Consider the following 25,929-nt stretch of genomic DNA (forward strand, 5'->3'; position numbering starts at 1 on the left):
GAATCCGGACATTTGGGGAAGTCTGTTCCCCGCATATTACAGGTTAGCCGCGTTCTGCAAGTGTTTTTGACTGCTTGACAGCATCGTCCCACTCTTTGGCCGGATCGGCTTTCTTCTCCAGCACGTTCTTCAGCGCATTCTTGAAGAAGGTATCGGTCTGGTCATGCAGCGGTCCGTAGTATACCGGCTTCACGCGGTTAGCCGCTTTGCCGAATTCCACTGCCGTCTGCTGTCCGCCGAAGAAGTCATCCTTGAAATCCACGAACGCAGGATCTTCGTACAGTGCAGGGATAGAAGGCATCAGGCCTTTGGTCTTGAAGGATTCCAGCTGGTTATCCTTGTTCACGAGCCACTGGATGAAATCATAGGCTTCCTTGGAGTGCTTGCCTTCCTTCGGCAGCGTGATGAACGAACCGCCCCAGTTACCGGCGCCCTCAGGAAGCTGGGCAATTTTCCATTTGCCGGAGGAGTCCGGAGCGTTGCTCTTGATATTGCCGGCCATCCAGGCCGGACCCATCACGACAGCGAACGATCCATCGTTCATGCCTTGGCCCCATTCAGGCGACCAGAGCATGACATTGCTGATCCAGCCTTCTTGAATGCCTTTAACGGTAAAATCATATGCTTTCTTCACCTGCGGATTGGTATCGCCGATGAAGCTGCCGTCTGCTTTGCTGAAATAGATCTCGTCCGCCGACTGGTCTCGAAGCGCATTGTACGTCAGGTCGGTCAAGTCGGAGAAATACTTTCCGGTCTTGTCTTTGAACGCTTTCGCTACAGTAGCGAATTTGTCCCACGTATCGATGGCTGCGCCGAAGCCCTCAGGATCGGCCGGCAGGCCGGCGGCTTCAGCCAGGTCAGTACGGTAGTAGACTACTGTAGGGCCGATATCCGTCGGAAGTCCAAGCTGGAAGCTGCCGTCGATGGAGGAAGCCTGCTTCCATTTCCAGTCGAGATAGTTGGCCTGGATGTCTTTGGCTCCGAGGTCATTCAGGTTGTAGAATTTGTCCTGGGCTCCCAGGAAGCGTTCCATGAAACCGATCTCAAGCTGGAAAATGTCAGGTGCGCCTGAACCCGCCGAGAGTGCTGTGGTCAGATTGTTGTGGTGGGCCGTCTGGTCACCGGTATTCTGAATTTTAATGGTTACGTTAGGGTGTTCCTTAGTGTAGGCAGCCGCCAGCTCTTCATAGTTCACGTTGCCCAGCGTCCAGAATGACAGCTCGACCTTCTCTGCCTTGTCTCCTTCACCTGCGGGTGCTGCTGTGCTTGACTCGTTGTTACCCGTATTTCCTTCCGCAGACTTGTTGCCGCCGTTGTTATTTCCTCCGCATGCCGCAAGTGAGCTCATGAGCATGATAGAGACCAGCGCGAGCGCCAGGTTCTTTGTTTTTTTCATTCCTCTGTACCCCTCTCAAAGGTTTCTTTTACAAGATTTAGTGTACCGTAGGCCACGGTTTTTTTTGAGGAGGCATATTGCCGATTTATGGTGGAAATTATTCTGATTGTCCCCCGTGCAGTAGCTTACCTTCCATTCCCAGCGGGTAAATAATGTATTAGTTACCAGGAAAGGAGCTTCAGCGATGAAGAAATTAATAATCATAGTTCCCGTGCTTATTGTGCTGATTGCCGCGCTGGGCTGGTACGGGTACACGAAACGCTCAGGCACCGCAGCAGACATCGAAGGCAGGTGGGCCTTGTCTTCCGGAGACACAGGCTGTTATACGACAGTCCGTTTTGTTGCGAACCCTGCTACTTCTGGAGGCGCCGTCTCTATAGAAGAGACTAGCGGGAACGTTGTGCAGATGTCTTACGGAAATTATTCAACCGGCAAAAATCAGTCCCTTGAGGTGCAGCTGACCAACCCGGAAGCTCCTGCTTTCTCCGTCGAGGCGGAAAGGAAGGATGAGGTTCTTACCCTTCAGTATGATATTCAAGGCACTCCGTCCTCCTGTACTTATAAAGTGAAGGAGCAGACCAAGTAAGTGTTAAGTGGATTTCTGGCAGGCAGACGGGTATACTGATCGTATTTGCTGCAACTGAAGTTATCCCTATCTAAAGGAGATTTATTCCATGCCCATCAACCGACCACTACTCACTGACCAGGATCTGCAGGAAGCGATTGACCGCAAGCTGCCCGTCCGCGTCTTCCAGGATGACCATCTGGTGAATTCCGGCGCTACGATAGTGCGGTTCACGGATTCGGATGTTGTGATCCAGTCGCGGGTCAGTGATCTGACTTATTACTCGCGCAGCCGCTGTGAATTCTTCGAAGTCCGGCCTTAAGATATGACTGCCCGGGCCTTGGACACGTGTGAGCTGTGCGGCCGTTCTCCTCTTGCAACTACCGTTCATCATCTGATTCCCCGCGAGAAAGGCGGCAGCCTGCTCCCGACGGCCCTTCTGTGCAAGGCTTGCCACCGGCAGATTCATGCCCTGTATACCAACAGCGATCTCGTTGTTCTTGGCCTTACGACACTGGATAGCCTGCGCAGCGACCCGCAGATTGCCGCTTATCTGAAATGGATCATGCGGCAGGCGCCGGGCTCGGAACCGAAGCTGCGCAAATCAAAGCGCGTTCGAAGCAAACGTTAATCTGCCGAATGGCAGGTGCGCTCATATCCAGTGCGCAGCAAAAAGGTGCCTTCCGAGTTCCGGGAGGCACCTTTTTGCTGCTTTTGCTGAATACTCTATGATTTGCTGCGATGTCTTCTGCATAAAATAGTTCTGCGGTTCTATTGCTTACTTATTTCTTCATGTCGCCATAGCTGCTCAGCTTCTCGTTCAGGACTTCCTGAAAGCTCTTGACCTTATCTTCCTGTCTCTGCACTTTGGGGTCGAGAACAGGCTGAGGTCTAAAAAACTGATGATTAAAAGCCATAAGGTTATGTACGCTCATACTCATTGAAGTTCAACCTCCTTCCATAATCTTCACCTTATTTGCGTGAGTGCGAAGCATCTTATCCCTTATATAAACCGCTCTTTCCAATCCTAAACAGTTTTATCTGAATTTTAGGTGAGGATGCTATACATTTATCCAATTAAAAAGAGCAAGCGGTTCCCCTCATGGAGAATCGATGCTCTTTGTTACGGCTTACAAGCCGGTATCATACTCATCAATCAACTGGACTAAATAGCGGTAATTTTCCTGCGTGATCCCGAAAGTGTTCGCCGGATTCTGCTGATAATATGCCTCTGATTTCTTTACCGTATCCTCCGGTACCTGATTTGCCTCAAGAACATTCTTTATCCAGTATTGAACACATTTTTCCGCTCTATCATCTTTTGCAGACAAGCGGTGTTCAGCACAGAAATTCAATTCCTTGATGAAGGTATTCCAATGCTTGAGGTTAAAGGAAGCAGGTTTGCCTTTTGGAGAATCGCCTGTAGCCGGCAGCTGTGAAAAAAGCGGAAGAATATAAGGGGTTACGTCCTGTCCCTCACTAACCTTCTCCTCGAGAACGGACAGACGCATGAATCGAAGCTGCAGATCCGATAGCACTGTCTGAATCCTGTCTTTTTCCTCACGGATAAAGAGCCTGACGTCAAAGCTGTCATTGTTAAGATATTGCTGAATATCGCTGAGCGTCATCCCCATATTTTTAAGTGAAAGAATAACAAACATGCTGGAGAAGGAATCTGAGTCATAAAAGCGGTGCCCCTGCTCATTGACATAGGCCGGAGTGAGAACCTTTATGTCATCATAATACTGCAAGGTACGCACACTAACCCCAGTCAGCTCTGCAAATTCTTTGGTTTTAATGTATTTTTCCATAGTCATACACTCTACTCTATCGTATTTTCTGAGATCACCTTTGCTAAACAGGACAACCTCCCGGGAACCTGCCCCCAAGGCAGTTGTCCCCATTCCTTAGCTTGATATACCAGTTCATAAGCAGCCTTTCCCATCAATTGGTTATCTGCGAAGGGTAAGGGCTGCATCAAAATCCCCCTGGTAGCATTGTCCTCACCGAGTATAATATGACTTGGAAGCTGCTCGCTCTGTACTGTAAAGTGAGAAAACAGCATAACAACGCTATCCATATACGCTTCAACTGTACTAGTGTGTATCCCTGTCTCCCAATTCCCTGTCGTTACCGAGACCACAGATTTATCGTCAAACAGATCAGCGGCTGTCCCGTCAAATTCATTAATTTTAGCACTATACTCCATAGTAAACTTCGCATCAGAGATCTGGCAAAAAATTGAGAGGCCTTGAGAAAGGCGGAAAGAAAAACTTATTTTAGAAGGGGCATCATTGATGGAAGATAATAATGCACAATTCGTTATGGTCTCCTGCAAAAGGCTGCGCATTCCGGTTGTGCCGGTAAACGCATTTAATGCTTTTACAGCTATCTGACGGGTATCCGCAACTGCCATTCTGAAATCTTGGTTCACGGACAGCATTCTTACAATATTGTTCATTTCTATCACCTCTTACACCAATCGTACTGTATCACGTTACGTGATACACAACCCCTGATTGATATTAAGAATGACTTATAACGAAAAATCAGTCACACCTTTCTTGGCGGCATACTTCAGTGTGTAGGTTCCTCCGCCCTCAAAGGGCATCGTGGCGATGCTGATGCGGGTATAGTCCAGCCTGTGCTCTTTGAGCACTCTTTTGACCAGAGCAATTCCGCGTGCTTCATCCGTCACTACACAGAAGAGGTTAAGCACATATTTTGCCGGGTCGGCTACGCCCTTCCCCAGCTCAAAACCATCTACATAACCAAGTTCGGCATCCGCCAGGAACAGATTCAGGTATTCGGTTACTTTGTCTCTAAGCCATTCATCACGCTTGCTTCCCTTTGCGCTCTTCAAGGGATACTGTACCACGAGCCAATGCTTCTCATTCATTTGTGTTCACCACCAGACTTATTGGGTTACTTCTTCAAGGCAGCCCAGGAGGCCTCGTTCAGCAGCTCCAGCTCCTCCGGCTCCAGCCGGAAGGTCATGGTGCCGACATTCTCCCGGGCATGACGGACCTTGGAAGCGCCGGGAATCGCAACTACGGTGTCACCATGATAATGAATCAGCCAATTAAGCGCAATCTGTCCCGGTGTGCACCCGTATTTGTCAGCCAGTGCGGTCAGGGAAGTGATCAGCGGCTTGCTGCGGGCCAGGCTCTTGTCGTCCAGGCCGGACATCATCCGCCGGGACCGCGAGACGGCAGCCACCTGCGACGGATCATTATGGAAGCGGCCGGTCAGGATACCCTGCTGAAGCGGAGAATATGCGATGATCGAGATACCCAGCTCCTTGGCCGCAGCCATGATGCCGTTCTGATCGATGCTGCGGTGCAGCAGATTGTATTTGACCTGATTGGAGACCAGAGTGAGCCCGTAGGTCTGCAAGATACGGTGCGCTTCCACCATCTGCTTAGCTGAGTAATTGCTTACCCCGACATACCTGATTTTGCCGGCCTGTACCAGTCCCGCCATTGCCTTCATCTCACTGGCAATGGAGGATAAGGAGAACGGCTGGTGGATCTGGTACAGATCAATGCCTCTGCCGCCCAGGCAAGCAATCCGCTCATCAATCGTGGAGGTAATCGAGCGTGCTGTCCGCAGCATCGGCCACCATTTGGTCGCAATCAGCGGAGCCGCATGCGGGCTGCCTTCCTGCTGAAGCTGATCCAGTACATGAGCGAGCGCCTCCTCCGATTTGCCGCCGCCATAGATTTCTGCCGTATCCACCCAGTTCATGCCGCCTTCCAGGCTGACCCGCACGATATCCAGAATATCCGCGTCTGTGATATTACTCCAGTAACGGCCTACGAATCCTTTGCCCCGGCTGAACTGCCAGCAGCCCAGGCCAAGCGGCGATACCGATAACTCAGAGCGTCCCAGAGGACGCAGCTGGACCTTGCTTGCCAATGTCTCCACGGTTCATCCTTCTTTCCAAGTGTTAGTTGAATACACTGTTATATAAGAGCCAATATAGCGATGAGACAATCTGACTGTACACAAAGCTTATGACTTCAGCAGTAGCCTGTCAATGACAGCAGTGCAGGCAGGAGCTGGGGGCTTATGGATCACCTGAAACTGGATAACCGTCCCCCAGCCTCTTTTATCGTGGCTTCAAAAAAGGATGATATGGTATAATTACCCTGCCTATTCATATCCAATTTGCAGGAAGCGCAATCGAACCACACACGTAACGGAGGGAATTCATATTCATGATTAAAATTCTAGGTTTCCTGCTGCTCTACCAGCTGCTCGGCAATCCCTTTCTGGCCCTGATCATTCTGCTCGTCGTTCTATATTTCGTAGACCGCCGTTATGTCGGCATCCTGCCCAGCTTCTCCAAGCCTTTCCGCCGCAGCCGCCAGATGTCCAGGCTGCGGACGGCCATTGCCCAGAACCCGAACGATGTCACCGCGAGGTTCGATCTGGCCCGGCTGCTGATTGAGCGCAAGCGCTACAGCGAGGCCAAGGAGCTGCTTACCGCCATCGCTGACCGTTATGAGACTTCCGCCGAATACTGGGTGGAGCTCGGCTATGCGAACCTGAAGCTGGGCCAGCTTGCCGAAGGCGAAGCCCAGATGCTCAAGGGGCTGGACATCAACCGCCGGGCGCAATATGGGCAGCCTTACCTGCGTCTGGCCGAGACCTTCCGGCATATCGACCAGGACAAGGCGCTGCATTATGTGAGCCAATTCCAGGAGATCCAGACCTCCTCTAGCGAAGCTTATTATCTGGCCGGGTCGATGTTTAAGGCGCTGGGCCGGACAGACGATGCCAAGCGCGCTTTTGAGGAATCGCTAGCGGTCTACCGTTCCTTGCCCAAATACAAGAAACGCCAGGAACGCGGCTGGGCGCTGCGCAGTTATTTTGCGAAGCTGAAGTAAATTCATCCCGGTCTTCCTAAGCAAATAGCCTCCGGTGCAAATTAACCTTTGCTGACCGGAGGCTTTTATATGCTATTTTACCGGAACAGTGATCTCAAGCTCGGGAATGTACTGCTTCTGTTCATCCTTCCAAATGTAAGGCTTAATGATAATGCGGGCCGGGATCGTCTCAAACGGTTCATAATTAAAATTATGGAATAAGAAATTGCCTTCGCCCGTCCCGCCCTCGTTGCCGAGTCCCCTAACCTCCCGCCCTTGCTCGTCAGAAAGCTCAATCTGGACCGGGAAGTGACCATTCACTTTATATTTGTCCGGAATGTTTGCTTCTATAGCCGTAATGTGCGCCCCTGTTTCTCCTTGTAATTCTACCGTCAGCTGAGTTGAAGTAGTGCTTACCTCCAGCCGTCTAATCATTAGATTAATGTGATCATGAGTTTTCAGGATATCCGGAGTAAGAACGAAGCTCTCCGATACTTGGCGGGTTACGGGGAACTCAAAAATGAACGGGTCCGCAAACCCGGGAAGATAGACAGACATTTTGAAATCAAAGGTGTCCGAAAGCTGCAAATTCCCTGAATTTAGAGTTGTAATAATGACAGAATCGGGGGCCTCCTGCCCGCCGGGTGCAATCTCCACTCCCGTATTAACAAGCTCTCCGTTGATATAAAAATCCATGGGGCGGTTAAGGCGGCCCGTCTTCGGATTAGGGATAGCCCAAGTATCTGAAAAAGACTTGTGCGCATACACGCCCTTCGACCGGGTCAGCACCAGCGACAGACGGCTTCCGTCATACATTTGTTCTGATACGGTTAGCGTCAACCCGTCCTGTGTAACGGTCTGCTGGACATCTGATGTTGTACCTGTCTTCACTGCCTTTTGCAGTCCCTTGTCCCCGGCCACCCGGAATATACTCTCAAGGAACGGAATATTCCTCAGTGTTTCTGCCATAGCCGGAGAGACAAACCCGATGCTCACTGTCAGTATCAGTACTCCTGCCATCAATGCTGCAATTTTCCATATCCGGGACCGCAAGGTACGCTGTTTCCTGCTGCGTGAGCTTCGTTCAGGTTCCCTCTCTTCACGAATCATCTGGTAAGCGCTCTGCATTCGGGATTGCACAAGGCCCGGCAGATCGGGGAGTTGCTCTTCCCTGAGGCCTGCCAGCCGATCCTCTAATTCATGTTGATTCATCCGTTCATCTTCCTTTCTGCAGGTTCTGTAAGGTATTGATGAAGCGTTCTCCTGGCTCTGTGCAGCCTGGTCTTGACGGCACCCTCCGACAGCTCCAGCAACCCGGCAATCTCCTGGAGTGTCAATCCCTGATAGTAGTGAAGCGTTACAATCGTCCGCGAGATTTCTTCAAGTCTGCTGATGGCGTTATGAAGGTCCATGTCCTTCTCCGGCGGAGACGACGAATGAATTCTCTCAGGAGGCTCAGGGACAACGACCACACGCTCCCGTCTGCGCAGAATCATATTGCATTCGTTAATCAGAATCCGAAAGATCCAAGTGTTGAAGAATGCTACATCCTTCAATACAGGTAGCGATTTATAAGCTTTGAGTACCGTCTCTTGCATCGCATCTGCACCATCCTCGTCATTCCTGACAATGGATTTGGCTACACTGTACATTCTTCTTTCAAGGTTCTTCAGCAACTGAATGAAAACCTCATGATCACCTGCTTGCGCACGCCTGACGAGCTCTTCTTGCTCTGTGTCCAAATCTCATCTCCCCTTCCTTCGGGAAGCTTCTGCATCCCCGTTAACTTGCTTTCTCTAGCTGATTAGATGAGGCACAGGTGCGTAAGGTTACGTCGAAGCATATTTTTTTCTACGCTTGTTCAACAGAAACGCACGAATTCGGTTTTTCACATACATTTGACACACACCCTTCGCGCCAACCCATTATGTTCAGTTTTCCGCGTACATTTCAGCTTCCTCCTTCGTAAACAACCCTATCCAGTGGCAGACACAAATCATAATTTCCTTAACAGCAAAAACAGGCTCCGCTTAGTAGCGAAAGCCTGCTCTTGTATTGAATTCCATCATTGTGACCCATCATGTAATGCTGAACATTACATATCCAGTGATTTCGGGTGATCCTCCCCGGCCGCCGGACGGAACGGCCACCAGTTAGCCCGGCCGAACATCCGTACCATCACCGGCACGAAGAACGGCAGGAATACCAGTGCATACAGCGCCAGACCGGACAATACAACCGTCGCAATCTGCATCATCGACAGTACCCCGGAAGGGTACATCGAGGCGAAGGTACCGCCCAGAATCACTACAGCCGAGAGAATCACGGTCCCCATATTGCGCATGGCGTGCAATATGGCTTCCCGCACATCCCAGGTTTTGTTCTCATTGAAGCGGTCCATCAGGAAGATACTGTAATCCACCCCGAGGGCAATCAGCATCACGAAGCTGAAGAACGGCGTCGTCCAGGTAATTCCCGAGTAGTTCAGCAGATGCACGAAGATCGCTTCAGTGATGCCCAGTGCCGTAAAGTAAGTGATTAACAATGAAGCAATAATATACAGCGGCATAATCATCGAGCGGAACAGCACCACCAGAATGATGAAAATACCGCTAAGCATCAGAATTACTGTACGCGTGTAATCTTCATTGGAGATGGTCTGCAAATCATTGTAGGTGCTGGTCACGCCGCTCATGGCTGTCTCCGCATTCGCAAGCTTGGTGCCGGCCACGGCACGGTCCACCGCTTCCTGGATCTGTCCGACGCTGTCAATAGCCTTCGCGCTGTATGGATTCCCGGCGAAGACCACATCCAGGGTCATAACCTTGCGGTCCCCGGACAGATAGGTATCGAATACCTGCTGCATGCCCTTGGCCTCAAGCGCCTCTGCCGGAACCAGGAATCCGCTCAGCTCATCATCCTTGGCATCCTGAATCTGCTTGAGATAATCCTGTGCCGAGCTTAAGCCTCCGGTGATTTGTCCCAGACCATCCGCACTTTGCGTCAGGCCGTCCGTCAGCTGTCCAAGCTGGCCCGTAAGCTCGCCGAACCCGTCAGCAAGCTGTTTCTGCCCGCCTTGCAGCTGTGTAAGCCCGGTGGTGATCTCCGGAAGCTTGCCGACAATCTGCCCTTGGCCGTCAGCCGCCTGCTCCAGCCCGGACTGCAGCTTGCCGATACCGGCTACCAGCTGATCCAGCCCTTTCGCCAGCGCAGCCTGCCCCGCTGCCGCTTTGGAATACCCGGCGTTGGCCTCGGTCAATCCAGCCGCCGCTCCGCTCAGCTGGGCCGAGATCTGGCCCAGTCCTCCGGCAAGTCCCGCAGCTCCCGTACCGCTCTGCGTAACTGTACCTTTGATCGTCTGGTAATTCACATCCTGGAGCAGCTCTGGATAGGCGGCTTCCAGTCCGGTGAAGGAAGCTCCCAGACCGTTAAGCGCATCTGCCACACCTTGAAGCTGTGTCTGCAGACCAGTAAGACCTCCGTTCAGCGCTGTCAGGCCGCCGCCAATCTTCTTGTACCCTTCGAGCAGCGCGGCATTGGCCTGTGCCAGTTGCTTCGCACTGCCCGCCGCCTGCGCCAGGCCGGCTTTGATCTCTCCCGCTCCGGCCCCGCCGCTGCGGATACCCTCCTCGATCCGCGTTAGGCCATCGCCCAGCGCGTCAATGCCTTTTTTCAGCTCAGCCGTTCCTTCTGTCAGCTTCGCACTGCCCGAGGCGGCCTCGGAAAGCTTAGGCCCATTATCCTTCAGCTGCTTGCTCGCTTCGCTCAGCCCGCTCTGGATCTTGGTTAACCCTTCACTGCTCTGATCCAGACCGTCCGCCAGCGTAGCTACCTGAGTAGGAATCAGGAAGTCATTAATCTGCTCCCCGGTAGGCCGGGACATGCTGCGCACAGCCTTAACGCCATCCACCTTTTCCAGCTCGCGGCTGATCTTCTCTGTAAGGCCCATGTACTCAGCAGTGTCCATCCGGTCGTCATTCTTGATGACAATCTTGCCCGGCATGGATTCACCCGGTCCGAAGCTCTCCGATATAATATTGAACCCTTTGACCGAGGCGTAGTTAGGCCCGATCTCATCCATGCTGTTGAAGCTCAGCTTCCCGCTGTAGGTAAGCAGGAACGGTGCCACAACCGCAGCCACGATCAGCAGCGCAGCCCAGGGTCTCTTCAGCGAGAACGAACCGGCCGCTCCCCAGATCCGGCTCTCACTGTGCTCCAGCTTGCCGCGGGAGGGCCAGAACATCTTAGGACCCAGCACCGCCATGAAGAACGGCACAACGGTCACAAGTGCAAGCAGCATCACCGCTATGCCGACAGCCACCGCTACCGCCGAACGGTAGAGCATGAACTTGGACAAGCCGATCGCCACGAAGCCGACAAAGACCGCCAGCCCTGAATAGAACACCGTTCCGCCAGCCTTCCGGTAAGTGGCGATAATGGCGCTTTGCGTATCCTCCGACTGGGCAAGCTCCTCCTTGAACCGGCTGATCAGCAGGATACAGTAATCGGTCCCGATCCCGAACATGACAGCGACCATGAAGATCTGGGTGAACGTCGAGAGCGGAAAGTCAAAGCGGTCCACCAGAAACGCGACAACCGACTGGGACACGATATAACTCAGCCCCACCGTCAGCAGCGGCACGAACGGAGCCACGAATGAACGGAACACCACGAACAGAATCAGCAGAATAAACACGACTGTGATGTATTCCGACTTTTTCAGACCGGCTTCCGAGCTGGCAATCGTATCCTCCGTGATCAGCCCTTCGCTGGTCATATAATGCTCCGCCGTAACGTTGCCCAGCAGCTCAGCAGACTTAGCCGGGAGTTCCTTGACTGCCTCCTCTCCGCCTTGCACCGACAATGCGACCATAATCGTCTTGCCGTCCTCCGCAATCAGCGTATCCTTCAGCTCAGGCTGTGAGAACGGATCTGTAATCGCGCTGAGCTTCAGGGAATCCTTGTTCCCGGCCAGCTGCTCCACACCCTGCTTAATACTCTCGGTGTCTGCGGTCGTCAGCCCCTCCGGCTTATGGAACACCAGTGCAACCTGATGTACCGTTTCCCCGTCTTTGGCCGCAGCGACCTCCTTCATAATCTCCGCAGCCCGCGATGAGGTGTAGCCAGCCGGAACAGCGATCTGACCCTTCTCGCGCACCAGATCGGGCATCCCGGGAGCCGTGAGGAATAGCACAACCGCCACAGCCAGCCACACCGCGATAACCGCCCACCTTGCCTTCAAAATCGTTCTCAATTGCTTCTCCCCCCTGTATCCTGCATCAGAAATGCCAGCTTCTCAAACATGGTTATAAACTGCTCTATGTTGTCATCCTCGAAGTGGAACAAGTACGGGGAGATCACCTGCTGCATCTGCTTCTCAGAGGTCTTGTAGACGCTCTGTCCGTACTCCGTCATGGTCAAATACACCTGCCTGCGGTCATTCTCGTCCCGGGTCCGCTGAATCATCCCGGCTTCATCCAGCCGGTTGATGATGGCAGTAATCGAGCTTTTGCCTACGGCGACTGCTTCAGCCAGATACGTGGAGGTACACCTCTCCTGTCCGCTGATCAGCCTGAGAATCAGGAATTGGTCCGTTGTCAGACCTTCGCCAAAAATATCCCGGAGCCGCGCATTGATCTGCCTCGTAACGACCATATAAGCATCTACGTAGCGGTTGATCCATTCTTCTGCGTCTTTCTTCAATGCTGCTTCCGCCTTTCCATATTAGTTCACGTGTCGAACTGTTTCACAGTAAAACTATATTGTCCTTTGCGTTAAAAGTCAACTGGTTTCATGAATTTTACATTGATATTCATCAGGGGGATTAAATACGCCTCATGGACGCAAAAAACCACCCTGCACGCAAAGTGCTGAGTGGCTATTGTGAATTTCACCTATTGCATCTCCCGATACCGTCCGGGCCGCTTACTCTTCGTCCTCCGTCTCTTCCACCTCATAGACACAGCGGAACATTTCGATGCCGGCAGCGTTCTCGCCCAGGCTGTACACCATGAAGCCCAGACTGCGGTAAAAGTCAGCGGCAATCTCGTCCTCGGTCTCCGCTACCAGATAACGCGGCTGACGGGAGGTGACGAGCTCAAGGATCATGCCGCGCGCATACCCTTTGCCCCGGTTCTCCGGGAGCACTGCGATATGGCGGATGTCGAGCGAGCCGTCTTCGGTCTCTTCGTAGCCGGTCAGTCCGACCAGCAGCCCGTCCTCCTCCCAGCCGCACAGCTGCATGGCCGCAAGCTTACTGTATTCCTCCGAAGTGCGGACCAGCGCATCCGGGTCATCTATAACCGCATAAGCCAGCAGCTCATTCACCTGCGGTGTGCCGACAAGCGGCTTCAAATCAATCAACATATGTCTCATCCTCCTAAAAGTATACCTGACCCGAAATTATACCTGACCCGGGTGCCTCCGCTATCCCCGCACCAGCCGCAGCAGTGCATACCCTGTCCACACACCCAGCAGGTTAAGCAGCAGATCATCGATATCCAGACTCCCGACATGCAGCAGCATCTGCAGCAGCTCCAGCACCATAATGCCCAGTACAGACAGAAGCGTAAGCCGGATAAAAGAGCGGTAGCCGGTCACCACCAGCGGAAGCAGAATGCCAAAAGGCGCAAATACCGCCACATTCCCCAGAAGGTTCACCAGCCTGTTAGCATACGATAATCCATTGGTCATGTCAAAGTATAAACGCACTGTCCGTAGCGGTTCAAGATTGTAACGGAGCGGCCCGTCCAGCTGAACCGTCCGTCCGAACCCGATGAACATCCAGTACAGCAGCATTCCGCTATAGGCAATCAGCAGCAGCCAGGCCAGGAACCGGCGTCCGGGTGGAAGCGCCTGCTTGACTGTAGCGGCCTTCCCCTTCCGGCGGCTTGTACGCGGCTTAGCGATCCTGGCCACCTTCAATAATCTCAATCGTGCCGTCTTTCTTGCCGATAATCGCCAGATCTGCAATTCCGATGAAGAGGCCGTGCTCGACAACTCCCGGAATACGCTGAAGGGCAAGCGCCAGCTCTGCGGCCGATTCAATCGCTTCAAACCGGCAGTCCGCAATATAATTGCCGTTATCCGTCTTGTACAGGTCTTCTCCGCTGCGCCGCAGCTCCGTTGTGCAGCCCAGCTTAGCGAGAGCGGCAACCGTCCACTCCCAGGCGAACGGTACAATCTCCACCGGCAACGGGAACTTCCCGAGCGTGGTCACCGCCTTGCTCTCATCGGCTACAACGATCATGCGGGCGCTGCCCATAGCGACAATCTTTTCCCGCAAAAGCGCACCGCCCCCGCCCTTAATCAGCTGCAGCGCCCCGTCCAGCTCATCCGCCCCGTCAATCGTCAGGTCGAGGCTGTCCACATCACTGAACGCTACCAGCGGGATGCCCAGCTCACGGGCCTGGTCCTCAGACGCCTGTGAAGTAGCAACGGCTGTAATCTGCAAGCCCTCGCTTACCCGTTCCCCCAGCTTGCGGATGGCCCAGTAAGCAGTGGAGCCTGTTCCCAGGCCCACCTTCATACCATCCTGCACATATTCGACTGCCTTCTCTGCTGCCAGCTGCTTCACATTGATACTCATTTTATTCCCTCCATGTTATCCGTTATAATGAACGAAGTGGAATCGGCTGTGCCTGTCCACAAGGAATTCTTATCCTTACTATCAGCCTGAAACTAATAATTCATCAGGAGGCATCGGCATGAGAACCGAGAACCAAATCCAATCCAAAATCAACGAAATGACGCTCCAGCGCAGATCCCTCGAGTCGCGGCTGGCTCCACTGCCCCCCGGTGACCCGCAGAGGGCCGCGCTAGACGCCCAGCTGACCAGGCTGGAAGATCTGATTCTAATGCTGGAATGGGTGCTGAACGCACCCGCAGGCAAGTATCACGCCTGATTTCCGGGCTTCTGCCCCGACAGGCTTTTACCGTTCAGCTATAATTCCCGAGCATGGCCCCGTACAGCCCGGCATTCTCATGCTCGAAGCAGACGAAATCAATCTGCCGCAGCGGGAGCTTTGCCGGGCTCTTCGCGCGGACATACCCAATTACTGATTCCAACGCCGTCTTACAGGCCAGATCCTTCGGGAAGCTGTAAATGCCCGTGCTGATATTCGGAAAAGCGAGGCTCTTCACCCCATGGGCGCAAGCCAGATCAAGGCTGCTCTTATAGCATCTCGCCAACACAGCCGCTTCACCAGCCGTACCGCCCTTCCAGATCGGCCCCACCGTATGTATCACTCCGCGAAAAGCAAGCCGTCCCGCACTGGTGAGCGCTGCTTCGCCGGGAAGAATACCGCCCTGCTTCCGGCGGATTACCGCACATTCCTCTGCAATTTCCGGGCCCCCGGCCCGGTGTATAGCCCCGTCCACTCCCCCGCCTCCATACAGACCGGAGTTCGAGGCATTGACGATCATCTCGCCCTGCCAGGAGGTAATGTCGCCTTCATGCACCGACAGGACTACATCATTAACGTTGATCTGCATAGCTGGTCTCCTCCTTCGCCGCAGTCTCCAGCGCCTGAATCAGTTCCTTTTCACCCCTGCGGGCAGCCTTCCCCAAAAAAGAAACATACGTAAGCCGGCCCCCCTGCACTGCGGCCTGGCGGAGAATACCCAGCATATAATTCTGCGCATCAGTTAACACCAGCTCACCCGTACCAGCGGCAACCCTGCACAGGGCACGGGTTGTTCCCGCCTCTGCCTCCGGCAGGTCCTCTTCCCCGGGCTCAACCACCGTGAATTGGAACAACGGCACCGCCTCCGGCAGCTCCTCGCCCGCAGAGAACCTCTGATTATATACCGAATACATCAGATTGCCGGTATGCGCTCTGGAAGCATCCGTCTCTTGCTCCGCAAGAATTCTGCTGTTCTGATATGCAATAATTCCGGCTGTGACCAGCAGAAACAGCACCACTCCCGCAATTAAAGTATACATCCCTGTCACCAGCCCATCGCCTGTAATGAACAATACCGCTTCTATAGTATCATGGACAGAAGTAACCGTGAATGGTCCTACCCGCGTAAAAACCATTTTTTGCGCCGATTCCATAAAGTTATTTTGAGAGATTCAAATTAACAGTTGAAACTTCACGTGGCATGTCTCATAATGAAGTGGAGCCTGCTGTTTTGTCAAATCCATACGAAATCAAGGGAGGATACCTGGAAATGAAATTTTTCTTGGATACCGGAAATATTGAGGAAATCAAACGTATTACCCGCCTCGGATTAGTGGATGGCGTAACGACGAACCCGTCGCTGATCGCCAAGGAAGGCAGATTGTTTAAGGATGTAATCAAGGAGATCGTAGCTATTGTCCCTGGTCCTGTAAGCGCTGAGGTTATCGGCCTTACGGCTGAAGAGATGCTTAAGGAAGCTTACGAGATCGCAGAATGGGCTCCGAACGTGGTCATCAAGCTGCCTATGACCGAAGATGGTCTGGAAGCTTGTTATGAACTGACCAAAAAAGGCATCAAAACCAACGTAACCCTCGTATTCTCCGCTGCTCAAGGCCTCATGGCCGCCAAGGCAGGAGCTACTTATATCAGTCCGTTCGTCGGACGTCTGGATGATATCGGTGTGGATGGCATGAAGCTGATCAAGGATCTGAAGACGATCCTGACCAACTACGACCTGAAATCCGAGATCATCGCCGCCAGTATCCGCAACATCGCCCATGTGGAGCAAGCGGCCATTGCCGGTGCTCATATCGCTACCATCCCGGGCTCACTCCTGCCATCGCTCTGGAAGCACCCGCTGACCGACAATGGTATCGAACGCTTCCTGAAGGACTGGGAGAAGGTTCCACAGGTTTAAAACAACATAGCTTACTGTTCAAGCCCCCTTCCGCATCATGCGGAGCGGGGCTTTTTTGGTGTTGTCAGATTGGAAGGACCCCATTCATCCTTGACTCATTTACTTGTTATGCTTATACTTGTTGTAACAAGTAATTACAAAGGAGCAGTTCATTTATGACTCTTTCCTCTCCCCAGCAATTCCTCGGGTTCCTGCTGGGCTCGACCCACCGGAGAATCTCCGTGAGCTTCGCCCGGGCGCTGAAGCCGTATGACATCACACCCGAGCAATGGTCCACCCTGCTGATGATCTGTGACCGCAGCGGAGTCAACCAGAAGGAGGTTGCGGTTGCCTCTGCCAAAGACCAGCCGACTACCGCCCGGATCGTGGAGCTCCTGCTCAAGAAAGGCTTCATTACCAAAACGGCCAACCCCGGGGACCGCAGGGCGTTCCAGCTCTATGCCACCGGAGAGGGGCGGGCGTTAATAGAGAACACTATAGCACTGGAGCAGCAGACTATAGATATGGCTGTAGCCGGGCTCGAGCCGCAGCAGCTTGAAGACCTCCGCAGTATGCTGGAGCAAATCTATCACAACACCGGAAATCTACATCAGGAATAGGAGTCAAAACACTTGAATCAATCATCTGAACGTCTATGGACCACATCCTTCATCACACTCACCCTTTGCAATCTTCTGCTGTTCATAGGACTGCAGATGACCTTATCTACCCTCCCGGCTTATGCGGAAAGTGCCTTGCATGCTTCACCCGTGCAGGTTAGCCTTGTCACCAGCCTGTTCGCCTTCAGCGCGATTGCCTCCCGCCTCTTCTCCGCCAGGGCCTTGGAGAAGGGCGGGCGCAACCTGCTGATCTTCCTCGGCCTTGCCGTTTCCCTCTCTGCGGTGGCGGGCTATTATTTCGCTGGCAGCATCTTCACCCTGCTGCTGTTCCGCATGCTGTTCGGCGTAGGCTTCGGCATGGCCAGCACGGCGTTCCCGACCATGGCCTCTGATGTCATCCCTATCCGCCGGATGGGTGAGGGCATGGGCTATTTCGGATTATCCACCAGCCTTGCCATGTCGGCTGGCCCGCTAATCGGACTCAGCCTTCTGCAAGGACCAGGCTTCGGGTCCCTGCTCCTGGGGACAGCTGTCGTGCTTGCTCTGATCCTGCCGATGGGCTTCCGCCTGGCGAAAACACTGCCTGGCGGACATCTGGAGCCGGCCGCAGTTCCGGCTGCAGCTGCGGGAAGCAATCCTTACCGCAGGCTGCTGCTTCCCTGCCTGCTTAACTTCCTCTTATCCATCTCCTACGGCGGGCTGCTGGGCTTCCTGGCACTCTACGGGCAAGAGAAGCACCTCCAGCATATCGCTTACTTCTTCCTGTTCAATGCCGTAGCCATTGTCGTGATCCGGCCGCTCTCCGGCAGAATCTACGACCGCTATGGTGCGGCTGCCTTGCTCATCCCGGGAAGCCTGTTCATTGTCGCCGGTCTGCTGCTGCTCTCCTTCGCTTCCACAACGGCGGGCTTGTTCCCGGCCGCACTATGCTACGGCTTCGGCTTCGGCTCCATGCAGCCTGCACTCCAGACCTGGATGATCCAGTCTGTCGAGCCGCGCCAGCGCGGGTTAGCCAACGGAATGTTCCTGAACTCCCTGGATCTCGGTGTCGCCATCGGCTCCATGCTGCTTGGCGCTGTCGCCATGTTCACCAGCTACGCCGTAATGTACCGGTATTCGATATTAGCGCCTCTCCTGCTGCTCGCTGTCTATCTTCTGGTACTCGTGACCCGGCAGAACAGTAAGCGTAAAGCTGCCTTACAGGGATAGCTTTACGTTTACGTGAAGTGGAGATATCACCACCCTAACAGGATGATGAAGATTACCTTCGCGCGGGCACAACGTATGCTGTTTTTGACATACATTCAGGCCCTGTGCCTGCTTACACACCGAATGTATACTGTTTTTGACATACATTCAAGCCCTGTGCCTGCTTACGCACCGAATGTATACTGTTTTTGACATACATTCAAGCCGTGTGCCTGCTTACGCACCGAATGTATGCTGTTTTTGACATACATTTGATCCAACACACACCTGTCCACAGCAGCAGGAAACTATGGTTCCCTAATAAAAAGACAAAACCGCCTCGCGTCACACGCGCAGGCGGTTTTATATTTACTCACTTCTCCTGCGTACCAGCCGTAACCGTTTCACGCACAGCAGCAGGCAGGAACGGGCTTGGCTGTCCCAGACTGTAGATATGAAGCAGATGCATCGCCCGGGTACAGGCGGTATAGAACAGCTTACGTTCATGTTCACGCCCGTATTTCTCAGCGGAACCGTCATAGATGATTACGGCATCGAACTCGACGCCCTTGGCGAGGTAGGCCGGAAGCACCAGCGTCCCTTTTTGAAAATTAGGCGTTTCCTTCGTGACCAGCCGCACCGGCAGCCGCTTCTCCAATTCACGGTATACCTGTGCGCTCTCTTCTGCTGTCTTGCAGATTACGGCCACATAATGATAACCCTCCGCATGAAGCTTAAGCACATCCTGCTCCACTGAGGAGAGCAGATCGTCTTCACTGTCCACCAGCGTCAGGAGCGGCTCCTCCCCCCGGCGGTTAAAGGGTATGATCTTCTCGCCGCCGGGAATCATCGCCCGCGTGCATTCAACAATCTCATACGTAGACCGGTAGCTGCGGGTCAACGAGATCACCTCGGTGTTCTCTTCGCCGTAGATGCTCACCAGTCCGGCCAGATCTCCCAGCACCTCGCCTTGGGCATAGATGGCCTGATTCAGGTCGCCCAGCACAGTCATTTTGGCCCGGGGAAACAGGCGGCGCATGAATTCGAGCTGGAACGGCGAGTAATCCTGCACCTCATCCACAATAACATGACGGATCAGCGTGTTCGTCCGGAAGCCCTGGCTAAGCTCCTTCAAATACAGGAACGGCGTCGCATCTTCATAGGCCAGCTCGTTGCCCCTAATTGCAGCCAGCGTCTGCGCGCAGATCTCATCCCATGCTTCAGGCAGCGGCTGGCGGGTATCCAGGCTCTCTATCAGCTCACGACCCTCGAACAAGCGGCTGTACAGCGCCTTCACATCCACGAAGCGTCCGCGCTTGGTCCAGCCGCGCAGCGGCTTGAGGCGCTGGCTGACCACGTAGCGGGCAAGCAGGATCCGCTCCGCATCATAATCATCGAAGCTGTCGTTATGCCCTCCGCCCTTACGGCGCATCTGGTTGTAGGCACGCTGATAATCGCTGTTGTCCATCAGCTCGATCTGCTCGTCTACCCATGCCGCACTCCGCTCTTCAACGCCGAACGCCGCAATTTTTTTGAGCAGCCAGCCCGTCATCAGCTCAATCCGGTTCGCCAGCTTGATGCCCGGGTCATAGCTGTAGAACTGGCGCTCCATCTCTTCCTTAGAGACAACCGCCTTCCCCTGGAACATCAGCGGCTTGAACAGCATGCCTTCATGCTCCAGCAGATTCACATATTGCCGGATGGCGCTAAGGAAGGCTACTGACGATTTATAAGTAATACCTTCCCGGCGGATATAAGCGTCCTCCCCGTCCGGGGCATTCAGCAGACTCTCCGTCTGGCTGAACACATCCTCCAGCTGAAATTCCTGGCCCAGCCGGTGCTCCAGGTACATCTGGAAGGTGGTCTGCTGCATGTTCTCTTCCCCCAGCTCAGGCAGCACAGTAGATACATAGCTATTGAACAAAGGGTTGGGCGAGAAGAGCAGCATCTGGTCCGCCTGAAGCACCTCACGGTACTTGTAGAGCAGATAGGCTACCCGCTGGAGCGCCGCTGACGTCTTGCCGCTCCCGGCGGCTCCCTGCACAACCAGCATCCGGCTCCGGTCATTGCGGATGACCGCATTCTGCTCCTTTTGGATGGTGGCTACGATCGACTTCATCCGGTCATCGGCGCTGTGGCTCAGTACCTGCTGAAGCAATTCATCGCCGATGGTGACCCCCGTGTCGAACATGACTTCAATCTCACCGTTATCAATCACGAATTGGCGCTTAAGCTCCATGGTACCCGTAATCTGTCCGCCCGGCGTCTCATAGGATGCAGGTCCCGGCGCCCCGTCATAATACAGGCTGGAGATGGGCGCACGCCAATCATAGATCAGGAAGGTCCCGTTATCCTCCATCAGCGAACCGATGCCCAGATAGATGGTGTCAGCCGCAGCATCCCCCGCCTCCGAGAAATCAATCCGGCCAAAATAGGGCGATACCACCAGCTTTTTATATTTTTTGAGCGACTTGCTGGATTGCAGATGATGGCGTTCGCGTTCGTTCAGAATCTGTGCCTGCTGCCGCAGACTGGTTGAAGTCTCCCCCAGATCGTCGGGGCTGCTGAAGTTCACTGTGACCTCTTCCCAGAAATCTTTGCGCATATCCACGACATCCGTGCGGTGGAGTCCCAGCTCCTCTGACAGCAGCCGGATATGGGCAGACAGCAGCTTGGTGATGCCGTTTACCCGCTCCTGCTCCTTTTGCCACTCGTGATCATGTTTATCCAATTCATTTCATCCCCTTCGGAAGGTTGACTAACAATGTTACCAACTCTGTAGTCCTTTTACAAGTTTTTGCTATATTCATTACGCTCTAGATTTTCTCGCTCAGCACTGCACTTTCCTTGTCGTCTGCGTTCATCCGGTGGATCTGGTCAGCCACCTTATCCAGACGCTCCAGCTGATAGCCGTAGTCATAGATGGCCGCAGCCACCACCGACAGCCGAAGCTGCCCGGATTTCTGCGGATCATACCCGTTAATAGCGGACTTCAGGAAGCGGTCATTGTCCTCCGCCAGCGGCTCAGAGTCATTGGCTCCCGGCTTCAGCTTATCCTCGAATTTCAGCAGAATGTACTCATGATACTTAATCAGCTGCTCCAGATGGCGGTCGAACAGCTCATCCGTTTGCTCCGTCCGGTCGGCCTGGAAATAATGCCGGTCAATCGCCTCAAGCACCTGATAGCCCTTTTGCAGGGAATTCAGCAGGTTTTTGTAGACTACCATCTGCCTCGTCTGACTGTATTTAGCCCTGCGGAGCTGTTTCTGTTCTTCCTCGAACAAGGCATATTTGTCAGCCAGCGCCTTAATGGAGCCCTCCAGGCCGTTCTTCTCATCCCGGAATACACTTTCCTTCATCTCATGCGACACCGCCGTCCGCAACAGCAGCGACAGACTGGTGAACACATTCTCGATCTGCTGGATATACTGCTTGCGCGGCTGCGGCGGGAATACAGAGATATTGATAATAAAAGCCGACAGAATCCCGGTCAGGGTCAGCAGGAACCGGGTTAACGCGAACTGCCACTGGCCGGAAGCCTCCATGACAGAGATGACTGTGACCAGCGTCAGGCCGATGGTATCGGCGCGGTTCATTTTCATGCTGATCATAATCACCAGGATGCATACCAGTCCAACCGCAATCGGTTCATTGGAGAGCAGCATTCCGCCAAGCAGCGCGATCACCGCCCCCATCGTGCTGGTCTGGATCTGATCGAGGAAATACCGCCATGATCTGTATATGGAGGGCTGCATAGCAAAGATTGCCGCAATAGCCGCACCGACAGGAGAGGCGAAGTTGAATAGAACGGACAGATAAAGGGCAAGCGTTACGGCCATTCCTGTTTTGAGTATGCGGGCACCGAAAGCCAAGTCCATCCCTCCCAAGAGCTTGAAGCTTATCATAATTACTGCGGATGTTCATCCTTTATGTATATCTTGTTATTACCCATGAACTGCGCTGGCGAATTTTAGTATGTCTTAAGCCGGGCTTCAGGATTCTTTCAGCTTTCAGGGAATACTGTTATACCGGGTAGTAACTACAACCAACAGAAGAGGTGTATCCATGAAAAAAACGACCCGAACCCTAACCGCATGGGCAGCAGCCATGATGCTTGCCCTGTCTCCAGCCGCCGCCTTCGGCGAGCAGCTTCCCAAAGGCACAGCTACCCCTCCCCCGGCCTCACCGCATACCGGCAGAGAGCATCCCCCTCACCGCAGCGGGGACCGGAATCTCAGGGCCGGAGGCCATTTCATTATCAGCGAAACGGCTGAGCTGCTCGGAATGGGCCGCGAGGAGCTGATTGCCAGCCTGAAATCGGGTAAGACCCTGGCGGGTCTGGCCCAGGAGAAGAAGGGCTGGAGCGAAGACCAGTATGTCCAGAAGCTGAGCGATGCCGCCAGCCTGAAGCTGGATGGATTCGTCAAGGATGGGAAACTGACGCAGGAAGACGCGGCGAAGCTGAAGCCGGGCCTGCCGACGCTGATTAAGCGCAGCCTCAGCCGCGCAGCCCAGCTTCACCAGGGCAAGCCGTCACCGCCGCCTGCTGCAACGAAGGCCCCCTGAGCGGTAAGGCATCCGGCCTTGAGGAGGACAAGCCAGCCAAGCCAGTCCTCTTCACAGATGCACGCAATATGTAAGAGGACAGGCGCGGAAATGCCCGGAGTTATTTCTTCCGGGCATTCTTTGTGTTACGCGGATTCGCCTTGTAATTCCGGTAAGCCTCGAAGCAGGCTGCCGACAGCATCAGCCAGGCTCCGCTCGCGGCATAGCCGCCGATCACATCACTCGGATAATGCACCCCCAGATAAATCCGGCTCCAGCCGATCCCCCCGGTCATCAGCACAGTGAACAGAATCAGCAGGAACCGCTCGCTCCGGCTGTGCATATGCCGCCACAGCAGGTAGGCAATGATCCCGTATAACGAGAAGGCTGCCATTGAATGTCCGCTGGGGAAGCTATAACCAGCCTGCTCAATCAGCCTGTGAATGGTGGGACGTTCCCGGTGGAACCACAGCTTCAAGAGCGTGTTCAGCAGCTGGGAGCCAAGGCCCACCCACAGGAACAAGGCAAGCTCCAGCCGGTGCTTCAGCGCGAAGAACAAGATGAGCATGGTCAGCACGGAGATCCCTATTGCCAGCTTCGAGGAGCCGACTAAGGATAAGCTTTTGGCCAGTGCGGTCAGCGGCGGAGATTCCATCGATTGCACGAACCGGATCACCGCATGGTCGAAGCCCTTGGCGAAGTCCAGCTTAACCATTAATGCGATCAGGATAAAAGCCAGCAAAAACCATATAAAACGCCGGAATCCGCGGGACCAGTAATGATAATATAGCATAACTACCCCCTTGTCTATTTGTCAGGCCTTATGAACACATTTCCTGGGATGGTCTGTCCCGTGTTATAATGGCCTGGAGAAATTATTTTAATTAAAGATGGAGTGCTGCCAAGTGGAAAGTCTAAAATTGCAGGAACGTTTGTTGAACCAGTGCATCTCAACAAAGATGCCGGTGACGATCTTCACAACTAACGGAGTCAAAATGCAGGGACTGATAACCTCTTACGACGCTTATACGATCACCTTGCAGGGTCAGGGTGACGGAAGACAGAACGTACTCTTCAAATCGGCCGTCTCCACAGTGGTGCCGCTGAAGCCCGTCTCGCTCAAATAAGCTGTCTGCACGGCGCACATTCTAACCTAAGCTCTTACCCATGAACTGTCTACGAACTCAAAAGGAACACCGGAGCAGCATCCCGGTGTTCCTTTTGCCGTTGTCTCCTCAGGTCCAGCAGGGGCAGGCAGCCTGTCCTACGCTGGGAAGACCGCCGGCATCACGCACACCGGCTTCGACAGCTCAGCGGTATTGCCGGTGAAGCTCAGGCGGCCGCTGCCTTCGTCCAGGGAGAAGACAACCAGATTATTGCCGTCCCGGTTGGCAACAATCAGATAGGCACCATCCGGTGTAACCGTGAAGTGACGGGGATGTCCGCCTCTGGTGGATACATGCTCTACCAGGGTCAGCCCGGCCGTCTGCGGATTTACAGCGTACTGAACGATGCTGTCATGCCCGCGGTTCGAGCCGTACAGATATTTGCCATCCTTGGAGAAGGTGATCTCTGCACAGCTGTTCTGGCCGGCCCCATATCCATCAGGCAGTGTGGATACGGTAGCAGCCGTCTTCAGGGTTCCTGCCGCAGCATCATACAGGAAGGATGTCACCGTGCTGTCCAGCTCATTAATGACATAAGCGGACTTCCCGTCTGGATGGAACACGAAATGCCGCGGTCCTGCCCCGGCATGCAGCGGGGTGTCTCCAATCGCTTCCAGCGTTCCCGCCTCTGCATCTATCCGGTAGCTGCGGATCAGATCCAGTCCCAGATCCGAGACGAACAGGTAGCGTCCATCAGGGCTGAAGATGGCCGAATGCGGATGGGGACGGTCCTGGCCCGGAGTCCCGCCATGTCCCGTATGCTGAGCGATATCCGTCAATGCTACAGGCAGTCCGTTCTGGTCCAGCTTAAGCAGTCCGACCGATCCTCCGTGATAGCTGCACACGACCAGATGTTCATTCCCCGCGTCCCGGTTAATGTTACAGGTCGTGCTCTGGCCCTTGCCCTCGGAAGGCATAGTCTGAATCCGCTGCAATTCGCTCAGCTTGCCTGTCTCAGGATCGATAGCGAAGGTTATAACCTCCCCTTCTTTGCCGCCCGTACCGTTCGGCTTCTCCCCTATGGCATACAGCTTCCGGCCGGAAGGGTCCACATTGACGAACGTTGGATTCGTCAGGCCTTCTGCGGTATCCAGCCGCTCCAGCGTGCCTCCGGCTTCACCGTCAAAGGCAAACACCTGGATTCCGCTCTCATCTGCGGTGGCATAGGAACCGGTAAATAACAGCAGCTTCGTCTTCTCGTTCATCTAGAATTCCTCCTCAAGTTAAACAGCCATCTATATAATTTACAATTTTTCGTGAGGGTTGACAAATGCAACGGAAAAAATGACAAAAAACATTTCAAAAATAAGACTTCTCAAGCCGTTCAGAGTATGATATAATGAAAGCGCTAACATTAATGTTATTAATCAAGATAAAGGGGGAACACGAATGAGCAGCCTGCTGGAAGCCAGAAATGTATACGAGGACTTCGAGGTGGAGACAGACATTCTGTTCTTTAAGGTCGGGGACCATGACCTGGTCATTTTTCACGGCAGAAACTACAATATTAAAAAGAGAATGACTGCCGAGCAACTGAACCGCTTATTGTCGAGCAACAGCTATTATCATGTGTACGGTGGCTGCTACGTGAACCTGAACAAGATCAGTTCCATTGAGGACGACTGCATCTACTTCGGTGAAATGGGCCTCTATGCCAAGTCTGTACGGGTTCCAAGACGCAAGCAGGAGAACATCCGCCATTTGCTTAAGGGACTGAGCTCTTAAGCCGGAGCGTTATCCGCACACAGCTTGCACCTTGGTACTATTCTATGCGAAT

30 protein-coding genes are annotated in these 25,929 nt (G+C 53.7%); 11 read left to right on the forward strand and 19 right to left on the reverse strand.

Annotated features, from left to right (window positions below; genetic code table 11):
- Positions 1–43: 43 nt before the first annotated feature.
- Complete coding sequence (locus tag NSS64_RS14720; protein WP_341140587.1) at positions 44–1,396, reverse strand: ABC transporter substrate-binding protein; 1,353 nt, start codon at positions 1,394–1,396, stop codon at positions 44–46.
- A 184-nt stretch (positions 1,397–1,580) separates the two neighbouring features.
- On the opposite strand from NSS64_RS14720, the gene NSS64_RS14725 reads away from it, so the two are divergent.
- From NSS64_RS14725 to NSS64_RS14735, 3 genes are all read left to right on the forward strand, one after another.
- Entirely contained in the window at positions 1,581–1,982 is a 402-nt protein-coding gene (locus NSS64_RS14725; RefSeq protein ID WP_341140588.1) for a hypothetical protein, read from the forward strand.
- Positions 1,983–2,070: 88 nt separating this feature from the next.
- Complete coding sequence (locus NSS64_RS14730; protein WP_209873220.1) at positions 2,071–2,283, forward strand: hypothetical protein; 213 nt, start codon at positions 2,071–2,073, stop codon at positions 2,281–2,283.
- Positions 2,284–2,286: 3 nt separating this feature from the next.
- On the forward strand, positions 2,287–2,592 hold the full coding sequence (locus NSS64_RS14735) for an HNH endonuclease (RefSeq protein ID WP_341140589.1): 306 nt from the start codon (positions 2,287–2,289) through the stop codon (positions 2,590–2,592).
- A 151-nt stretch (positions 2,593–2,743) separates the two neighbouring features.
- On the opposite strand, the gene NSS64_RS14740 is transcribed toward NSS64_RS14735, so the two are convergent.
- The 5 genes from NSS64_RS14740 to NSS64_RS14760 form a co-directional block, all read right to left on the reverse strand.
- On the reverse strand, positions 2,744–2,902 hold the full coding sequence (locus NSS64_RS14740; RefSeq protein ID WP_340992625.1) for a hypothetical protein: 159 nt from the start codon (positions 2,900–2,902) through the stop codon (positions 2,744–2,746).
- Positions 2,903–3,091: 189 nt separating this feature from the next.
- Positions 3,092–3,778, reverse strand: a complete 687-nt coding sequence (locus NSS64_RS14745; protein WP_341140590.1) for a MerR family transcriptional regulator — start codon at positions 3,776–3,778, stop codon at positions 3,092–3,094.
- A gap of 5 nt (positions 3,779–3,783) precedes the next feature.
- Positions 3,784–4,422 (reverse strand): Hsp33 family molecular chaperone HslO, encoded by a 639-nt coding sequence (locus NSS64_RS14750; protein ID WP_341140591.1) that lies wholly within the window; start codon positions 4,420–4,422, stop codon positions 3,784–3,786.
- Positions 4,423–4,497: 75 nt separating this feature from the next.
- On the reverse strand, positions 4,498–4,860 hold the full coding sequence (locus NSS64_RS14755; RefSeq protein ID WP_341140592.1) for a hypothetical protein: 363 nt from the start codon (positions 4,858–4,860) through the stop codon (positions 4,498–4,500).
- Between the two features lie 26 nt (positions 4,861–4,886).
- Positions 4,887–5,888, reverse strand: a complete 1,002-nt coding sequence (locus tag NSS64_RS14760) for an aldo/keto reductase (protein ID WP_341140593.1) — start codon at positions 5,886–5,888, stop codon at positions 4,887–4,889.
- Positions 5,889–6,181: 293 nt separating this feature from the next.
- On the opposite strand from NSS64_RS14760, the gene NSS64_RS14765 reads away from it, so the two are divergent.
- A complete protein-coding gene (locus NSS64_RS14765) occupies positions 6,182–6,853 on the forward strand; it encodes a tetratricopeptide repeat protein (protein WP_341140594.1) in 672 nt (223 codons plus the stop codon).
- 72 nt (positions 6,854–6,925) lie between these two features.
- Here the strand turns inward: NSS64_RS14765 and NSS64_RS14770 are convergent, their stop codons facing one another.
- The 7 genes from NSS64_RS14770 to rpiA form a co-directional block, all read right to left on the reverse strand.
- Positions 6,926–8,044, reverse strand: coding sequence for a DUF4179 domain-containing protein (locus tag NSS64_RS14770; RefSeq protein WP_341140595.1), 1,119 nt, complete (start codon positions 8,042–8,044; stop codon positions 6,926–6,928).
- Complete coding sequence (locus NSS64_RS14775; RefSeq protein WP_341140596.1) at positions 8,041–8,574, reverse strand: RNA polymerase sigma factor; 534 nt, start codon at positions 8,572–8,574, stop codon at positions 8,041–8,043. The genes NSS64_RS14770 and NSS64_RS14775 overlap by 4 nt, the downstream gene beginning before the upstream one ends.
- Before the next feature lie 353 nt (positions 8,575–8,927).
- Positions 8,928–12,086, reverse strand: coding sequence for an MMPL family transporter (locus tag NSS64_RS14780; RefSeq protein ID WP_341140597.1), 3,159 nt, complete (start codon positions 12,084–12,086; stop codon positions 8,928–8,930).
- Complete coding sequence (locus NSS64_RS14785) at positions 12,083–12,535, reverse strand: MarR family winged helix-turn-helix transcriptional regulator (RefSeq protein WP_341140598.1); 453 nt, start codon at positions 12,533–12,535, stop codon at positions 12,083–12,085. Before NSS64_RS14785 ends, NSS64_RS14780 begins: the two co-directional genes overlap by 4 nt.
- Before the next feature lie 222 nt (positions 12,536–12,757).
- The gene (locus tag NSS64_RS14790) at positions 12,758–13,198 is read right to left on the reverse strand and encodes a GNAT family N-acetyltransferase (protein ID WP_340941262.1); all 441 of its coding nucleotides are present in this window, start codon (positions 13,196–13,198) and stop codon (positions 12,758–12,760) included.
- A 60-nt stretch (positions 13,199–13,258) separates the two neighbouring features.
- Positions 13,259–13,765: a VanZ family protein gene (locus NSS64_RS14795; RefSeq protein ID WP_340992616.1), complete on the reverse strand. Its 507-nt coding sequence runs from the start codon at positions 13,763–13,765 to the stop codon at positions 13,259–13,261.
- Positions 13,734–14,414: a ribose-5-phosphate isomerase RpiA gene (gene rpiA, locus NSS64_RS14800; protein WP_341142818.1), complete on the reverse strand. Its 681-nt coding sequence runs from the start codon at positions 14,412–14,414 to the stop codon at positions 13,734–13,736. Before rpiA ends, NSS64_RS14795 begins: the two co-directional genes overlap by 32 nt.
- Positions 14,415–14,538: 124 nt before the next feature.
- Between rpiA and NSS64_RS14805 the strand changes: the two genes are divergently transcribed.
- Entirely contained in the window at positions 14,539–14,736 is a 198-nt protein-coding gene (locus tag NSS64_RS14805; protein ID WP_036694433.1) for a hypothetical protein, read from the forward strand.
- A 34-nt stretch (positions 14,737–14,770) separates the two neighbouring features.
- Here the strand turns inward: NSS64_RS14805 and NSS64_RS14810 are convergent, their stop codons facing one another.
- Complete coding sequence (locus NSS64_RS14810; protein ID WP_341140599.1) at positions 14,771–15,325, reverse strand: macro domain-containing protein; 555 nt, start codon at positions 15,323–15,325, stop codon at positions 14,771–14,773.
- Positions 15,309–15,872, reverse strand: a complete 564-nt coding sequence (locus tag NSS64_RS14815; RefSeq protein WP_341140600.1) for a hypothetical protein — start codon at positions 15,870–15,872, stop codon at positions 15,309–15,311. Before NSS64_RS14815 ends, NSS64_RS14810 begins: the two co-directional genes overlap by 17 nt.
- A 134-nt stretch (positions 15,873–16,006) precedes the next feature.
- On the opposite strand from NSS64_RS14815, the gene fsa reads away from it, so the two are divergent.
- The 3 genes from fsa (at position 16,007) to NSS64_RS14830 (ending at position 18,462) form a co-directional block, all read left to right on the forward strand.
- A complete protein-coding gene (gene fsa, locus NSS64_RS14820) occupies positions 16,007–16,654 on the forward strand; it encodes a fructose-6-phosphate aldolase (RefSeq protein WP_036694437.1) in 648 nt (215 codons plus the stop codon).
- A gap of 155 nt (positions 16,655–16,809) precedes the next feature.
- Positions 16,810–17,253, forward strand: coding sequence for a MarR family winged helix-turn-helix transcriptional regulator (locus tag NSS64_RS14825; RefSeq protein WP_340941270.1), 444 nt, complete (start codon positions 16,810–16,812; stop codon positions 17,251–17,253).
- A gap of 12 nt (positions 17,254–17,265) precedes the next feature.
- Positions 17,266–18,462: an MFS transporter gene (locus NSS64_RS14830; RefSeq protein ID WP_341140601.1), complete on the forward strand. Its 1,197-nt coding sequence runs from the start codon at positions 17,266–17,268 to the stop codon at positions 18,460–18,462.
- Positions 18,463–18,814: 352 nt separating this feature from the next.
- Here NSS64_RS14830 and helD read toward each other — a convergent pair whose 3' ends face one another.
- Positions 18,815–21,172: an RNA polymerase recycling motor HelD gene (gene helD, locus NSS64_RS14835; protein WP_341140602.1), complete on the reverse strand. Its 2,358-nt coding sequence runs from the start codon at positions 21,170–21,172 to the stop codon at positions 18,815–18,817.
- An 85-nt stretch (positions 21,173–21,257) separates the two neighbouring features.
- Positions 21,258–22,313, reverse strand: a complete 1,056-nt coding sequence (locus NSS64_RS14840; protein ID WP_076074501.1) for an FUSC family protein — start codon at positions 22,311–22,313, stop codon at positions 21,258–21,260.
- 193 nt (positions 22,314–22,506) lie between these two features.
- Here NSS64_RS14840 and NSS64_RS14845 point away from each other — a divergent pair, with 193 nt between their 5' ends.
- Complete coding sequence (locus tag NSS64_RS14845) at positions 22,507–23,007, forward strand: hypothetical protein (RefSeq protein ID WP_340992612.1); 501 nt, start codon at positions 22,507–22,509, stop codon at positions 23,005–23,007.
- 100 nt (positions 23,008–23,107) lie between these two features.
- Here the strand turns inward: NSS64_RS14845 and NSS64_RS14850 are convergent, their stop codons facing one another.
- On the reverse strand, positions 23,108–23,779 hold the full coding sequence (locus NSS64_RS14850) for a phosphatase PAP2 family protein (RefSeq protein ID WP_341140603.1): 672 nt from the start codon (positions 23,777–23,779) through the stop codon (positions 23,108–23,110).
- A gap of 112 nt (positions 23,780–23,891) precedes the next feature.
- Between NSS64_RS14850 and hfq the strand changes: the two genes are divergently transcribed.
- Positions 23,892–24,113, forward strand: a complete 222-nt coding sequence (gene hfq / locus NSS64_RS14855) for an RNA chaperone Hfq (RefSeq protein ID WP_173126423.1) — start codon at positions 23,892–23,894, stop codon at positions 24,111–24,113.
- A gap of 137 nt (positions 24,114–24,250) precedes the next feature.
- On the opposite strand, the gene NSS64_RS14860 is transcribed toward hfq, so the two are convergent.
- Positions 24,251–25,357 carry a lactonase family protein gene (locus tag NSS64_RS14860; protein ID WP_341140604.1) on the reverse strand — a complete coding sequence of 369 codons (1,107 nt, stop codon included), beginning with the start codon at positions 25,355–25,357 and terminating at the stop codon, positions 24,251–24,253.
- 184 nt (positions 25,358–25,541) lie between these two features.
- Here NSS64_RS14860 and NSS64_RS14865 point away from each other — a divergent pair, with 184 nt between their 5' ends.
- The gene (locus NSS64_RS14865; protein ID WP_173126417.1) at positions 25,542–25,877 is read left to right on the forward strand and encodes a LytTR family transcriptional regulator DNA-binding domain-containing protein; all 336 of its coding nucleotides are present in this window, start codon (positions 25,542–25,544) and stop codon (positions 25,875–25,877) included.
- Positions 25,878–25,929 lie beyond the last annotated feature (52 nt).

Source organism: Paenibacillus sp. FSL H8-0122 (assembly GCF_038005345.1).
Taxonomy (GTDB): Bacteria; Bacillota; Bacilli; order Paenibacillales; family Paenibacillaceae; genus Paenibacillus_AQ.